Here is a 14,316-nt window from a genome sequence, read left to right as displayed (position 1 = left end):
GCAGCCGTTCATAATACTAATGGGCGCGCACGGTTTACCTGCTACCCGACCTCACGACCCAGGCCCGTCACAGCTCGCGTCGCCGGGCAGCCCCGCGAACCGGGGACGGTCCTAGAAGAGCAGAGCCAAAGCTTCGGTAAGGGTGGAGACCTCGCGCACCGTGAACCCGGCTGGGATGTCGCCGGGCCCATTGGGAGAGGCGGGAACCACGGCATGGGTGAACCCGAGGCGTTCGGCCTCCTGGACGCGCCGGGCGATGCCGGGCACGGGCCTCACCTCACCGGCGAGCCCCACCTCGCCGAATGCGATAAGCCGCGCGGGAAGGGGCTGGTTCGTTTTCGCCGAGGCGATGGCCAGCGCCACGGCGAGGTCCGTTGCCGGTTCACCGAGCTTGACGCCGCCGACCGTTGCCACGTAGCTGTCGTCCTTGGCCAGGCTGAGCGAGGCCCGCCGCTGCAGCACGGCAAGAAGCATCGCCACCCGGGCGCTGTCGAGCCCGCTGGTTGCCCGCCGCGGCTGGGCGTTGGCCGATTCGGCTAGCAGGGCCTGCACCTCGGCCAGCAGCGGGCGCCTCCCCTCAAGGGTGACGGTGATGCAGGTTCCCGACACCGGGTCCTTCGTCCGTGAGACAAAGAGGCCGCTGGGATCGGCGAGGCCCTCGATGCCGGTGTCGGTGAGATCGAAGCAGCCAACCTCGTCTGTTGGCCCGTACCGGTTCTTCACCGCGCGCAGCAGCCGCAGCCGTGAATGCCGCTCGCCTTCGAACTGGCAGACGACGTCGACAAGGTGTTCAAGCAGCCGGGGTCCGGCGATCGAGCCGTCCTTCGTGACATGGCCGACAAGGAGGGTGGTCATGCCCTTGAGCTTCGCGGCGTTGATCAGGGAGGCGGCGACCTCCCGCACCTGGGTCACCCCGCCGGCGGTGCCGTCGACCGCCGAACTGCTCAGCGTCTGCACCGAGTCCACGATGAGCAGCGCCGGGTCGATCTTCTCCACCTGGCCCAGCGCCTGCCCAAGGTCCGTTTCGGCGCTGAGGTAGAGCGAGTCGGCCACCGCGGAGATCCGTTCCGCCCGCAGCTTCACCTGGGCGGCCGATTCCTCGCCGGTCAGGTAGAGCACGTCGCGGCCCAGCCGTGCCACGCGTGCGGCGACGTCGAGCAGGAGCGTGGACTTCCCGACGCCCGGCTCCCCGGCGAGCAGGATCACCGCGCCGGGCACGAGCCCGCCGCCGAGCACCCGGTCCAGTTCGTCGATCTGGGTGGGCTGGAAGGCCGCCGTCGTCGCATCGACCTCGGCGATGCGCTGGGCGACCTTGGCAACCGAAGCGGCCGCCGTCGTCCGTGCCACCGGCGCCCCGGTTTCCTCGACGGTTCCCCACGCCTGGCACTCCCCGCAACGGCCAACCCACTTGGCGGTTGTCCAACCGCACTCGGCGCACCGGTAGTTGGGGCTGTTGGCGCGCCCGGCGCGCACTGCTGAGGAACTCTTTGCTGCCATGGTTTCAGCGTAGCCGCGGCCATCGACATTCCCGGCCGTGGCATCACCGGCAACGTCCGGCGGCACCGCTAGAGGCGGGGCAGGTAGCCGGAGGCCTCGGTGTGGCTCAGGCCCGCTGCCTCAAGCAGGTCAACGACAAGCGGCCGGAACTGCAGGATCAGCCCTTCGCCCTCAAGCCGGTGGACGTTGAGGGTTGCCGGGTGCAGCAGGGTAGCGACGGCGGCGAGTTCGTTGCGGGCCTGGCGCAGGTTCAGCCGCCTTTCGGCGGCGTCGTGGGCCGCGAGCGCCCGGTTCAGCACATCGACCGCGTCGGCCGTGTCCTCGAGGGCTTCGCTCAGCGAGGCGATTGCTTCATCGGTCAGCGCCGCATGGTTGATGACCGAAGCGAGGCGCCGGGTGAAGACGCGGCTGTTCCGGATGGCAAGGTCGATCGCCTCGATCGACCCCTCAAGGGCGTGGAGCTCGTCCCGGTGCCTGCGGTAGGCGGGGGAAATCGTTGCGACCTCCTGGGCGGCCCGCAGGCTGCTCGAAAGCGAATCCATCCTCGACTGGCAGTTCCGGGCGCGGACCAGGGCGTGCCAGGCGAGGGTCGAGTCGCTGGTCAGGAGCGCCGACGCATTCTCGCGCAGCACGGCGGCAAGCTCGGAGAGGAGCTCCCGCACGTCGGCCTTGGGCTCCCGCCGGGGATCACGCGGCACGAGCATGGTGATGACAAGGGCGAACAACCCGCCAACCACGGCGTCAGCACTGCGGGTGAACGGCCCGCCCTCCGGTGCGGGGAGCAGCACCACGAGCAGGGACTGAAGGCCCAGCTGCGTGGTGAAGATGGTTCCGCCGTCAAGGAACCGTGCCAGCAGGATCGAGATCAGGAGCACCACCGCGGCCTGCCAGATCCCGGTGCCCAGCAGGGCGAGGAGAACATCGCCGAGGGCTATCCCAAGGGTGCAGCCCAGCCCCACCTCAAGGACCCGGCGCAGGCGCGGGTCGGTCGAAAAGCCCAGGGAGATCATCGACGACGTTGCGGCGAAGAGGGGGCCGTTGTGCCCAAGCACCATTTCCGCGAAGGCATAGGCACCGACTGCGCACACGGTCATCTGGAGTGCAGTCACTACCGAGTTTGCGCTCCGCTTCAGGCCCACCCGGGTCCGGTCGCGCAGGAAAGCCGTTGCAGCTGATAAACCCTGGCGCGGCGGCATGGCATCAGTTTCCCATAACCGGCCCGCCGAACCGCCGCGGGCACCACCGTTTCCCTACCTCCGGCAGGGGTCCGGCTCAAGCCCCTGAAAGCAATGTCTCCGCGTTGTTCACCTTCCGTTCATGTAGTGCGGCCAATCTCGTTACCTGGGACGCCTAGCTTGAACGATGTACAAGGACGCGTTCATTCAACTCGGTGCCCTACGCACCACCGTTAAATCCCTGAAAGGGGCAATATCAAGTGAAGGTTCTTCGCTTTGGCCGCGCAGCAGCAGTAATCTCCGTTGCGGCGCTCGCACTGACCGCCTGTGGCTCCGACAACGCAACCAACGCGCCGGCAGCTGAGGGCGGCGAGTCCACCTCAGCCGGTGCCTCCGTCACCGGAACCCTCACCGGAGCCGGCTCCTCGGCCCAGAACGCCGCAATGACCGCCTGGCAGTCGGGGTTCCAGACGGCGAACAGCGGCGCGACGGTGCAGTATTCGCCCGACGGTTCGGGTGCCGGCCGGGATGCGTTCCTCGCCCAGGGCGTGCAGTTCGCCGGTTCCGATGCCGCCCTCGACGACGAAGAGTACGAAGCCTCGAAGGAGATCTGCGGCCCCGACGGCGCGATCAACATCCCGGCCTACGTTTCCCCGATCGCCGTGGCGTTCAACCTTCCGGGCGTCGAGTCGCTGAACCTCGACGCGGAAACCATCGCCTCGCTCTTCCGCGGCGAGATCAAGACCTGGAACGACGACGCAATCGCCTCCCAGAATGAGGGCGTCGACCTTCCCGACACCCCGGTCACCGTTGTCCACCGCAGCGACGAGTCGGGCACCACCGAAAACTTCACCGAATACCTTTCCCAGGCGGCACCTAAGGCGTGGACGGATGAGGCCTCCGGAGAGTGGCCCGCCGACATCGTCGCCGAGAACGCCCAGGGAACCAACGGCGTTGTCTCGACCACTTCGTCAACCGAGGGTGCCATTTCCTACACCGACGCTTCGGCAGTCGGGGATCTGGGACAGGTGCATGTCAAGGTCGGCGAAGAGTACGTCGAACTGAGCCCCGAGGCCGCTTCGCTCGCCGTTGAGGCGGCCAAGCCGGTCGAAGGACGCTCCGACGTCGACATGTCCCTCGAGCTTGAGCGCGACACCGAGGCTTCCGGCGCTTACCCCATCGTCCTTGTCTCGTACCACATCTACTGCTCCACCTACGAGGACCAGGAGACCGTTGACCTCGTCAAGGCGTTTGCCACCTACGCAGTGAGTGAGCAGGGCCAGGACGACGCCGCCGGGTCCGCCGGCAACGCGCCGATCTCCGACACCCTGCGCGACCAGGCGATGACGGCGATCGACTCGATCGCCGTTGCTTCCTAAAGCACCACACCAATGCCCCGTCCGGCCGCCCAGCGGCCGGGCGGGGCAGTCGGCTGTCCGAGGGGACCGGACCGCCGACGCCGGTTTGTAATGGCCGGTTGAACGATGAACACTATCCAGAGCACCATCCGCACCATCAAGTGCACTCCAGCGCAACAGTTCCGAAGGGTTTACCAGTGTCCACCATCACGATGACCGAGACCCGCCGGTCGGGTCAGTCCGGAGACAAGATCTTCTCCGGCGCGACACTCGCCGCAGGTTGCCTCATCCTCGCCGTTCTCTTCAGCGTGGCGGTCTTCCTGCTGGTGCAGGCGCTCCCCGTGGCCAGCGCCGACCCCTCGGAGATCACCGGAGGGGCCGGCTTTGCCACCTACATCTTCCCGATCGTCATTGGGACGATCGTTGCCGCCCTCATCGCCCTGCTGATCGCCACCCCGCTGGGAATCGGCGTGGCGCTGTTCATCTCCCACTACGCCCCACGGCGGCTTGCGCAGGGCTTCGGGTACGTCATCGACCTGCTGGCCGCGATCCCCTCGGTCGTCTACGGAGCCTGGGGCTACGCGGTCCTGGCCCCGGAGCTGGCAAAGATTTACGCATGGCTCGCTGAGAACCTGGGGTGGATCCCCATCTTCGAAGGTCCGGCCAGCCAGACCGGGCGCACGATGCTCACGGCGGGCATCGTCCTCGCCGTCATGGTTCTCCCCATCATCACCTCCCTGAGCCGGGAAATCTTCCTCCAGACCCCCAACCTCCACGAGGAGGCGGCGCTGGCGATGGGAGCCACCCGCTGGGAAATGATCAAGATGGCGGTTCTTCCCTTCGCCCGCCCCGGCATCATCAGCGCCGCGATGCTCGGCCTTGGCCGCGCGCTCGGCGAGACAATGGCAGTGGCCCTCGTCCTCTCCGGCGGAGCGCTCACCGCAAGCCTCATCGCATCGGGCAACCAGACAATCGCCGCGGAGATCGCCCTCAACTTCCCTGAGGCCTTCGGGCTCCGGCTCAGCGAACTCATCGCCGCCGGCCTCGTCCTGTTCCTCATCACCCTGGCCGTCAACATGGTGGCCCGCTGGATTATCACCCGCCACAAGGACTTCTCGGGGGCCAACTAAATGACAAATGCAACCCTCACCCGCCGGCAGTCCCAGCTCACCAAGGGGAAACTGCCCTCCTACGCCGTCTGGGTGGTGCTCGGCGCCGCACTCATCTTCGGTGCGGCCGTCGCCTCCCTGGTGGGCTTCAGCGCCGTGACCTGGGGCGTCCTCTCGGCCGTGTTCTTCATTCTCGGTGCCACCGGGGTGACGGCCGTGGTCGAAGGCGGGCGGAAGGCAACCGACTCGCTTGCCACGTACCTCGTCTACGGGTGCTTCGTGCTCGCGCTCCTGCCGCTGTTGTCCGTGCTCTGGACTGTCCTCGAGCGCGGCCTGCCCGGAATCTCCTACGACTTCCTGTTCACCTCGATGAACGGCGTGACCGGTGCCGTTGACAACCAGTCGGTCGCAGCGGGAACTCCCGTGCTCGGCGGCGCCTACCACGCGGTGATCGGCACCCTGCAGATCACCCTCTGGGCAACGGCCATCTCGGTGCCCATCGGCCTGCTCGCCGCCATCTACCTCATCGAATACGGCACCGGCGGCCCGCTGACCCGCGCCATCACGTTCTTCGTCGACGTGATGACCGGCATCCCCTCGATCGTCGCGGGTCTCTTCGCAGCTGCCCTCTTCGGGCTGCTGTTCGGGCCCGGAACCCGCACGGGCTTCGTTGCGGCCGTTGCGCTGTCGGTCCTGATGATCCCCGTGGTGGTCCGCTCCACCGAGGAAATGCTCAAGATCGTGCCCAACGAGCTGCGCGAGGCGTCCTACGCCCTTGGCGTGCGCAAGTGGCGCACCATCACGAAGGTTGTCATCCCCACCGCCATTTCCGGTATCGCCTCTGGCGTAACCCTTGCGATCGCCCGGGTGATCGGCGAAACGGCGCCTATCCTAGTTACGGCAGGATTCGCCAGCGCCATCAACTGGAGTGCGTTCAGCGGCTGGATGAGCACCCTCCCCACGCTGATCTACTACCAGATCCTCACGCCGACTTCTCCCACAAACACCGACCCAAGTACGCAGCGCGCGTGGGCGGCGGCACTCCTGCTGATCCTCATGGTCATGCTGCTGAACCTCGCCGCCCGCCTGATCGCCCGTATGTTCGCCCCCAAGACAAGCCGCTGAGCCCGCGCGGTACCAAACGAAAAAGGAATTCATGTCCAAGCGAATCGACGTCAAGGACCTCAATGTCTACTACAGCAAGTTCCTTGCCGTAGAGGGCGTCAATATTGAAATCAAGGCCCGCTCGGTCACCGCGTTCATCGGTCCGTCCGGCTGCGGCAAGTCAACGTTCCTGCGCACCCTGAACCGCATGCACGAGGTCATCCCCGGCGCCCGGGTTGAGGGCGAAGTGCTCCTCGATGGAGACAACCTCTACGACCAGGGTGTCGACCCGGTCACCGTGCGCAGCCAGATCGGCATGGTGTTCCAGCGGCCCAACCCGTTCCCCACCATGTCGATCCGCGACAACGTCCTCGCCGGCGTGAAGCTCAACAACAAGCGGATCAGCAAGTCCGACGCCGACGACCTCGTTGAGAAGTCGCTGCAGGGTGCAAACCTGTGGAACGAGGTGAAGGACCGGCTGGGCCGTCCCGGCTCGGGACTCTCCGGCGGCCAGCAGCAGCGTCTGTGCATCGCCCGCGCGATCGCGGTCTCGCCCGAGGTGATCCTCATGGATGAGCCCTGCTCCGCGCTCGATCCGATCTCTACGCTCGCCATCGAGGACCTCATCAACGAGCTCAAGAACGACTACACGGTCGTGATCGTGACCCACAATATGCAGCAGGCGGCACGGGTTTCCGACAAGACGGCGTTCTTCAACATCGCCGGGACCGGCAAGCCCGGAAAGCTCATCGAGTACGGCGACACTGCAACCATCTTCAGCAAGCCCTCCGTGAAGGCGACCGAGGACTACGTCTCCGGGCGCTTCGGATAACCCTCGGGTAAACCGATCATCGGTCCCGCCGTCCCGCCCGGAACACCCCGGCGGCGGCGGGACCGACGCGTTTAAGCCGACTCGTTCAAGCCGTGCCCCGCCCACCCGAGCGGCGCGGGAGCCGTACCGGGAGTTAAGTTGTGCAGGGAAGCTGTGCCGCGAGGCTAGAACAGCGGGCTCAGCGCCAGGAAGAACACGGCGCCCAGGAGCGCGGCAACGACGGCGGTGGCCAGCCAGACCAGGAGGATCCGCAGCAGCTCGGAGCCGCGCACCGAGGCGAAGCGCTGGTTGGCGCCGGCTCCGACGATCGCCGACGTCATTGTGTGGGTGCTTGAGAGCGGGACCTGCAGCGAGATCGCCCCTACGAACAGCATGACCGAACTGACCCCCTGGGCCGTCATGCCCCGCAGGGGGTCGATGCGGACGAGCCGGTGCGCCAGGGTGTGGGTGATGCGCCAACCGCCGCACAGCGAGCCGCACGCCAGCAGGACGCCCGCGAAAACCTGCACCCACAGCGGCATCTGCGTCCCCGAGGAAGCCCCGGTGGCCACGAGCGCGAGCAGGATCACGGCCATTGTCCGCTGGCCGTCCTGCAGCCCGTGCCCGAGGGCAAAGATCCCCGCGAAAACCGACTGGCCGATCCGGTTGCCCGTGTTCACCTTGCGGGGGGAGTTGTAGCGCAGCAGCCAGATCGCGGGGAACACTGCGACATACGCTAGAAGATAGGCCACAACAGGGGAGAGCAGCAGTGGCAGCACGATCTGGAGGAGGAGCACCCGGCCCGGGCCGGCGATCGCTTCGCCGCCGAGCAGGCTCGAGGCCGCGCCGGCCCCGATCAGGCCCCCGATCAGGGCATGCGTCGACGAGCTTGGCTTGCCGCGGTACCAGGTGAAGAGCCCCCAGCAGCCGGCGCCGAGCAGTCCGGCAATGAGCACGCCGAGTCCGGTGGTGCCCGGGGGCAGGCGGAGCCCCTCGTCAGCGAAGAAGAGCGCAAGGGAGGTGCTCAGCAGCGCCCCGACGAGGTTGAAGAACGCGGCGAGCAGTACCGCGACTGTGGGGGTCAGCGCCCGGGTGCGCACGGCCGTCGCCACGGAGTTGGAGACGTCGTGGAACCCGTTGAGGAATGCGAAACCTCCCGCCAAGCCGATCACGGCAACCAGGAGGACAGGCTCCACCTAGGATTCCTTGACGAGGATGCTGCCAACATGGGTGGCGACCTTGCGGATGTCTTTCGTCACATCCACAAGCTGGTTTGCAACATCCCGGTGCCGCGCGTAGGCGAGCGGTTTGTGGTCCGAAAGCAGCTCGGCGCACCAACTGCGGTGGGTCCGCTCGGCTCTACGGGCAAGGCGGAGGATTTCGATCCAGTATTCCTCGAGTTCGTCCATCGAATTCAGGCGGCGCATCGCCACAGCGGTGAGTTCGGCCTGCCGGTTGATGACCTCGAGCTGTTCCGCGGCGCGGGGGCTCAGCCTGCTGAGTTTATACAGGGCGATCAGTTCGGCGGCCCCGTCGAGCTTCTCAATTGCCTCGTTGAGGAGCCGTGAAAGGGAGTACATGTCCTCCCGGGGCAGGGGGTTCACGAAGGAGGTGCGCATTGAGGTCAGCAGTGCGAAGTGGAGGTCGGTCGAAGCCGCCTCGTGCTGGTGCAGTTCCTCGGCGAGCCTGTCGTACTCCTCGGTCGCGGCGCCAAGAACAGCCGACATCGTGCCGACTCCGAGCACGAGCTGCTGCGCCATTCGGGAGAGGAGCTCGAGACCGGCGGTTTCCTGGGGGAAGAGGCGTAACTTCACGGATGCTTCCTGCGCTCAGGTGCGGCTGGACTCGATGGATGGCATGGTAATGGCGCCGAACCGGGAGCGCCTCTCGGCGGAAGGCCGCTCGAAGCGGCTGAGTGTTGAAGCCCGGGGGTTCCACGGTCCGACGCCAGTTTCAGTTTTCTCCTCTGCGGCGTCTGTGTCAACACGCGCCTCCGGCGCCGTTAGTCAAGCTCTCCCCGGCGCCAGGCGGCTGCGGCGTGTTCAAGGTCCTCAGCCGTCTTGATGAGCTGGTGGGAGTTCCTCGTCAGTTTCGCCGCGTGCGCACTGTTCGAGTGTTCGGCGTCGGCAGCATGGTTTGCCTGTCCGAGGGCGATCACCCTGCAGAAGGCGGCGAAGCGTTCAAGGGCGACGTCGAACTCCCCTTCGAACGCCCCCGAAAGGATGGTGTCGGCCATTTCGGCGACCTCGGTGGCGCCCGGAGGTTCGGCAACGCCGGCCACCACCTTGGAGACCTGCGCTACCTCCTTTCCGGCGCTGAAGTAGGAGGCGATCCGCTCCGGGTCCTTCTGCGTTGCCGCCCGCAGCGCGTAAAGGCGCCACAGGGCCCCGGGGAGGGACCGCGCGGGGCTCTCCGCCCACATCTCCGCGACCGCCTCAAGACCCTGCCTGTCTGCCAGCTCCACCAACCGGCGGGTCACCTCGGGGTCGTCGTTGTCCCGGCCGTGGTGGACCAGCGCATGCGCCGCCATGTGCGCCGCTTCGGAAACGCGCGACGGGTCGACGCCGCCGGCGAAGACCTCGAAGTCAACAGGAGCAAATGGCTTGGGCTTGTGCGGCCGCGGGGTCTTGTTCGTGTAGTCGCCGTCCATGGGAACGAGAATACTCCTGCCGAAGACCGGTAAGAAGGAGAGCCCCGCCTGTGGAGCAGGCGGTGCCGAGGCCGGATTCCGGCATCCTCCTGCACCAGCGGTGCGGGGATTTACGATAAAGTTAAAAGGTCGTTCGAGCTGGCTGGGTCCAGCCCGCCCGATGACGGGCCTTTAGCTCAGCTGGTAGAGCATCGGACTTTTAATCCGTGGGTCGTGGGTTCGAGCCCCACAGGGCCCACTCTTTCGAGAGTGGAAAGCCTCCGTCGGCCACGGCCGGCGGAGGCTTTTGCGTTGCCGAAGCGGCGGCGTCTGCGCTTGGGCGTTGACTAACGCCCTCCGGGGGTCTGCAATTGAGGGAAGTAGCTCCGAACGGGTGCCGGGCACTGGCGCCCAGTCATGAGGATTCCCATGAGCGACGTCGCATTCGGGCTTTCCGGCCCGCTGCTGGCGGCGGCAGCGGCTGCTGCTGCCTGCTTCACGGCCTGGCGGGTTGACGTGGCCCTGAGCCGGCGGGTCGACGCTGACTCCCTGTTCTGGCTGATTTTCCCCGGGGTGTTCACCGTCATCGCCCTTGCCGCCGCGGGTGCAGGATCCCCGAGCGGGAAGCCTGCAATTCTTGCCGTCCTGCTGATCGCTTCCATCCTCGCGGTTTACGTCGCGCTGCGGCAGCGGAGGCGGGTTTCGGGCCGGGCCGAAGCCGCGGCGGAAACGGAATGGGCAAGTCTTCGGCTGCGCCACGAAACTGCGGTGCGCCGCTGGATCGATTACGAGTTGGATCCCGGCAAAGCCATCGCCTACCCGGCAATGTCCGACCCCTCCAGGGCCGCATCGCGCCGCGTGCTCGCTGCTTTGCGTGACTCGGACAATGAGTGGGCGGCACGGGCGGCGGACGGCTCGAACCGGCACACGGGGTTCGAGGTTGCGGGCGGGTACCTGGCGGCGGTGCGCCGGTTCGAGCACGCACTGGTTGCCGCGGAACGCGAAGCCGGCGTGGCCCTGCCGGCCGGCCGCGCGGCACCCTCGGCATTACTCGACACGGCCTCCCAGCCCCGCCCGTAAGGGCCGCACGCCGCCGGCTTCCGCGCCGGAGGGCAGCCGATCCACAATCGTTACCGCAGGACCCTTTCCCCACGGTGGATGCCCTGTAGGGTGGGAATCCCGGAAGAAAAGTGTTTCGAGAGGGACGAATGCGCCTAGTGAGAAGAAGCCTTGCGGCAGCTGCCGCAGCAGCTCTTTTTGTCGTCGGAGCCCTTCCCGTCGGTGCAGCCGCCGTCGAGCCGGGCCGCGTCAGCGCCGAACCCCGCGTCGGCGGAAATGCGGGTGGCGGAAATGCGGCAGGCGCAGTTACGGCCGGAGTGCGGTTCGCAACCTACAACGCGAGCCTTACCCGCCCGAACGCCGGAGGCCTCGCCCGCGATCTCAGCACCAGGAACAACGCACAGGCGCGGACTATCGCGGCAGTAGTCCAGAGTACGGATCCGGACGTGCTGCTGCTCAACGAGTTCGATTACGACTCCGAGCACCGAGCCGCCGACCTCTTCCGCACCAACTACCTCGAGGTGGGCCAGGGCGGCCGTGCGGGTGTCACCTACCCCTACGTTTACGTCGCACCCTCCAACACCGGGGTTCCCAGCGGGCTCGACCTGAACAATGACGGCGTGACCGGCGGGCCCGATGACGCTTTCGGTTTCGGGGCCTTCGAAGGCCAGTACGGGATGGTTCTCTACTCGAAATACCCAATTGATGAAGCGAACATCCGCACCTTCCAGGAGTTCCTTTGGAAGGACATGCCGGGTGCGCTGCTTCCCACCGACGCGGTCGCAACCGAAGGCAACGGCTGGTACTCGCCCGACGAGCTCGAGCGCGTCCGGCTCTCGAGCAAGTCCCACTGGGACGTGCCGGTCAAGGTGGGCGGCAAGACGGTCCATGTCCTGGCGAGCCATCCGACCCCGCCGGTCTTCGACGGCCGCGAGGACCGCAACGGCAAGCGCAACAACGACGAAATCCGTCTCTGGGCGGACTACGTCGAGGGCGGGAAGACGGCCGCCTACCTCTACGACGACGCGGGAGTGCGGGGCGGGCTGGCGCGCGGCTCGCGGTTCGTCATCATGGGAGACCAGAACAGCGACCCGCTCGACGGCGACTCGGTCCCCGGCTCGATCGGCCAACTGCTGTTTCACCGGCTCATCGAGGATCCCCTGCCTTCCTCCGAAGGCGCGGAGGAAGCCTCGGCGCTCCAGGGCGGGGCGAACACCCGGCACTCGACGAGTCCCCGCTACGACACCGCGGACTTCGAGGATCTCGGTGCTGGGAACCTGCGCGTTGACTACGTGCTTCCCTCAAAGAACCTTCCGGTGCTCGGCTCAGGGGTCTTTTGGCCGCGGGTGGGAACCGAGGGATCCGAACTCACCGGAATTTATCCCTTCCCCTCAAGCGATCACCGCCTGGTCTTCGCCGACGTGAGGCTGCCGCGGAAATAGCTCGGGACTTCCGCTAGGGCGCCGGCCCTGCCGGCAGCCTTGCCGGCGGCATTCTCGTTTTCCACCCGGCTGGATCCCTGCGCCGATCCCTGTTTTGACCGCTCAGGCTTAAAATTGAAACTGGCTCCGCGTTCTGCGTATGGGGGAATCGCAGAAAGGGGAGCCAGCGGTTTAAGTATACTGCGAAGTGGTCCGAAAATGTCCAGTTGGAAGGCGAATATGGCCGTCACGGCAAAGGCGTTCCAGCTGTGGCGTGTGCGGATCGCTCCGCACGACACCGTCTCCGATGTGTGCAGGACCGCCGGGCTGAAACGGTCTACCCTCGCGCAGCAGCTCGTCCGCGGCAAGGTGTCGGTTGCAACAGTCATTGCCATCGCCCGCGGCTACGGACTCGATCCCGTGCAGGCCCTTGGCGAATTCGAAGGCTACGCCGATCTGCCCACGGGCATCCGGTCGCCCACCCAGGCCGAGCTCCTCAGCCAGGTTTCCCACATTGACGTGCTGAGGCTTGTGGTCCAGCACAGCGAGGACCGGCAGGGGACGGCCTTCGAGCTCCAGCCCTTTCCCCACCGGAATTCGGTGCGGGCCTGGATCGAAGCAATCGATCCGGGGGACCTGCGCCAGGCATTGTCGCGGCACACCGGCGTCGCCCGTCAGAACATTTCGGCTCAGCTCACCGCGGGAAGACTCAGCCCGGATCTCGCGGTTGAAGCAGCGCGCATCGCAGGGGTTTCGCTCGCCAGCGGGCTGGTCGTTACGGGGCTCCTGACCGCAGCCGAGGGCGGCTGGCCCGAGGACGGCCGGCGCCAGGCGCTTGAGGCGCTGAGCGAGATCGACCTCGTGCTCCTTGGGCGTGACCGTCTCGAGGCGCTCGGCAAGCAGTTGAAGAAGGCTGAAGCGGACGACCGGAAGGACCGTGCAATTTTGGAGAACCTCGGATGAGCGTCCAAACGGTCCAGTGGGCCGCCCTTGTGTTGTGCCTGGTCGGGGCCGGCCTGCGGCTCCCTGACGCAGTGCGCGGGCAGGGGAGGTCCGTGTTCACAGCGTTGGTGCTGCTCTCGGTGGCGGTCGCGCTGTCGCTACCGCCCATCTACCTCACCGTCGACTCCGCCCTCGGCCGCGAAAATCTCGCAAACCTCGTCATCCGGCTCTCGCTCTTTGCGGTAACCATCCTGCTCGGCCTGCGCATGGCCGCGGCCTTCGGCTGCCGGCGGGCGCGGTCCCGGCTCGTGGGGCCGGTCGGCAGAACAGTACTGGTCATTGCGGTTGCCTGCACCGTCGTCCTGTTCCTCCTGAGCGACCTGCGCGGCTCCTCAACGGGGCTGGCGGCGTTCAAGGACCAGCAGGAGGTCCAGCTCTACGCGGCTGTCGGCAGGCTTTACCCCGGCTATGTTGCGGCATGCCTTGTCCTGCCGGCCGTGGCCGCGGCCCGCAACCGCTCGTTCCGTGGAATCCACCGCGTCGCCTGCCTGCTGCTCGGGCTGGGTTTTGCGCTGATCGTTGCCTTTGCGGCGGTTCGGGTGTTTGTCGAAAGCAGCGTGCTCGGTCCCTTGGACGTGCTGCTGCCGTTCGCCGCAATCCTGCTCGTTGTCTCGGGGCTGACCCTTATCTGGTTCAGCAAGCGCAGGTTGAGGACTCGAAAGCACAGCAGACTGCCCCGCTGATCGGTTTCGAGACCGAATCGTGTTCAAAATCGGTTCACGTTTTCATGACAGTGTGAAAATATAATGATTATGTAACTGCCGCTGACCGTGGGGGGTCAGCGGATGGTTACGAATCCCCGGTGCGTCCATTAGAACGGGTGGACGTACCGGGGATTCACCTCCTGGCTGGAACAGCCAGCACGGCACGGCCTATTCGGCGTCGTGATCCGTCTCGATAATCTTCGCAAGATCCTCAAGGACCGCGTCGGCGCCCTCTCCTTCAGCGCGCAACACCACGACGTCCCCGTGGGAGGCACCGAGGCTCATGAGCGAAAGGATGCTCGAAGCGTCCATTGCCTCGTCGACCGGATCCCCCTCGAGGGCGATTGTCACCTCCAAAGGAACCGCTCCGGCAGCTTCGGCGAAGATCGAGGCAGGGCGAGCATGCAGGCCGACGCGGCTGGCGACTGTGGCTTTGCGTTCTGACAT

Annotated in this window: 14 protein-coding genes and 1 tRNA gene; 9 read left to right on the top strand and 6 right to left on the bottom strand. The window is 66.4% G+C overall.

The window, feature by feature from the left end; genetic code table 11:
• Nucleotides 1-111: 111 nt before the first annotated feature.
• A complete protein-coding gene (gene radA, locus AC4D2R_RS11450; RefSeq protein WP_490902852.1) occupies nucleotides 112-1,497 on the bottom strand; it encodes a DNA repair protein RadA in 1,386 nt (461 codons plus the stop codon).
• A gap of 68 nt (nucleotides 1,498-1,565) precedes the next feature.
• Nucleotides 1,566-2,693 (bottom strand): FUSC family protein, encoded by a 1,128-nt coding sequence (locus tag AC4D2R_RS11445; protein WP_490940088.1) that lies wholly within the window; start codon nucleotides 2,691-2,693, stop codon nucleotides 1,566-1,568.
• 239 nt (nucleotides 2,694-2,932) lie between these two features.
• Between AC4D2R_RS11445 and pstS the strand changes: the two genes are divergently transcribed.
• The 4 genes from pstS (at nucleotide 2,933) to pstB (ending at nucleotide 7,075) form a co-directional block, all read left to right on the top strand.
• On the top strand, nucleotides 2,933-4,051 hold the full coding sequence (gene pstS / locus AC4D2R_RS11440) for a phosphate ABC transporter substrate-binding protein PstS (RefSeq protein ID WP_490940087.1): 1,119 nt from the start codon (nucleotides 2,933-2,935) through the stop codon (nucleotides 4,049-4,051).
• A gap of 191 nt (nucleotides 4,052-4,242) precedes the next feature.
• Nucleotides 4,243-5,160 carry a phosphate ABC transporter permease subunit PstC gene (gene pstC / locus AC4D2R_RS11435; protein WP_490940151.1) on the top strand — a complete coding sequence of 306 codons (918 nt, stop codon included), beginning with the start codon at nucleotides 4,243-4,245 and terminating at the stop codon, nucleotides 5,158-5,160.
• A complete protein-coding gene (pstA, locus tag AC4D2R_RS11430; RefSeq protein WP_490902846.1) occupies nucleotides 5,161-6,264 on the top strand; it encodes a phosphate ABC transporter permease PstA in 1,104 nt (367 codons plus the stop codon).
• A gap of 31 nt (nucleotides 6,265-6,295) precedes the next feature.
• A complete protein-coding gene (pstB, locus tag AC4D2R_RS11425) occupies nucleotides 6,296-7,075 on the top strand; it encodes a phosphate ABC transporter ATP-binding protein PstB (RefSeq protein WP_490940086.1) in 780 nt (259 codons plus the stop codon).
• 164 nt (nucleotides 7,076-7,239) lie between these two features.
• Here the strand turns inward: pstB and AC4D2R_RS11420 are convergent, their stop codons facing one another.
• The 3 genes from AC4D2R_RS11420 to AC4D2R_RS11410 all read right to left on the bottom strand — a co-directional run bounded on the left by AC4D2R_RS11420 (nucleotide 7,240) and on the right by AC4D2R_RS11410 (nucleotide 9,704).
• A complete protein-coding gene (locus AC4D2R_RS11420) occupies nucleotides 7,240-8,250 on the bottom strand; it encodes an inorganic phosphate transporter (RefSeq protein ID WP_490940085.1) in 1,011 nt (336 codons plus the stop codon).
• Complete coding sequence (locus AC4D2R_RS11415; RefSeq protein ID WP_490902841.1) at nucleotides 8,251-8,868, bottom strand: DUF47 domain-containing protein; 618 nt, start codon at nucleotides 8,866-8,868, stop codon at nucleotides 8,251-8,253. It lies immediately after the preceding gene.
• A gap of 188 nt (nucleotides 8,869-9,056) precedes the next feature.
• The gene (locus AC4D2R_RS11410; RefSeq protein WP_490902840.1) at nucleotides 9,057-9,704 is read right to left on the bottom strand and encodes a hypothetical protein; all 648 of its coding nucleotides are present in this window, start codon (nucleotides 9,702-9,704) and stop codon (nucleotides 9,057-9,059) included.
• A 165-nt stretch (nucleotides 9,705-9,869) separates the two neighbouring features.
• On the opposite strand from AC4D2R_RS11410, the gene AC4D2R_RS11405 reads away from it, so the two are divergent.
• The 5 genes from AC4D2R_RS11405 to AC4D2R_RS11385 all read left to right on the top strand — a co-directional run bounded on the left by AC4D2R_RS11405 (nucleotide 9,870) and on the right by AC4D2R_RS11385 (nucleotide 13,848).
• Nucleotides 9,870-9,942: transfer RNA gene (locus AC4D2R_RS11405), tRNA-Lys, on the top strand.
• Between the two features lie 170 nt (nucleotides 9,943-10,112).
• Nucleotides 10,113-10,763, top strand: coding sequence for a hypothetical protein (locus AC4D2R_RS11400; protein ID WP_490940084.1), 651 nt, complete (start codon nucleotides 10,113-10,115; stop codon nucleotides 10,761-10,763).
• A 128-nt stretch (nucleotides 10,764-10,891) separates the two neighbouring features.
• A complete protein-coding gene (locus AC4D2R_RS11395) occupies nucleotides 10,892-12,184 on the top strand; it encodes an endonuclease/exonuclease/phosphatase family protein (protein ID WP_490940083.1) in 1,293 nt (430 codons plus the stop codon).
• A 219-nt stretch (nucleotides 12,185-12,403) separates the two neighbouring features.
• Nucleotides 12,404-13,126, top strand: a complete 723-nt coding sequence (locus AC4D2R_RS11390; protein ID WP_490940082.1) for a hypothetical protein — start codon at nucleotides 12,404-12,406, stop codon at nucleotides 13,124-13,126.
• Nucleotides 13,123-13,848, top strand: a complete 726-nt coding sequence (locus tag AC4D2R_RS11385; RefSeq protein WP_490940081.1) for a hypothetical protein — start codon at nucleotides 13,123-13,125, stop codon at nucleotides 13,846-13,848. Before AC4D2R_RS11390 ends, AC4D2R_RS11385 begins: the two co-directional genes overlap by 4 nt.
• A 189-nt stretch (nucleotides 13,849-14,037) precedes the next feature.
• On the opposite strand, the gene AC4D2R_RS11380 is transcribed toward AC4D2R_RS11385, so the two are convergent.
• A complete protein-coding gene (locus AC4D2R_RS11380; RefSeq protein ID WP_490902831.1) occupies nucleotides 14,038-14,316 on the bottom strand; it encodes an HPr family phosphocarrier protein in 279 nt (92 codons plus the stop codon).

The organism is Arthrobacter sp. TJ-217, assembly GCF_058269255.1.
Note: the sequence above shows the minus strand (reverse complement) of the source record. Positions and strands in the feature narration are given on the sequence as shown.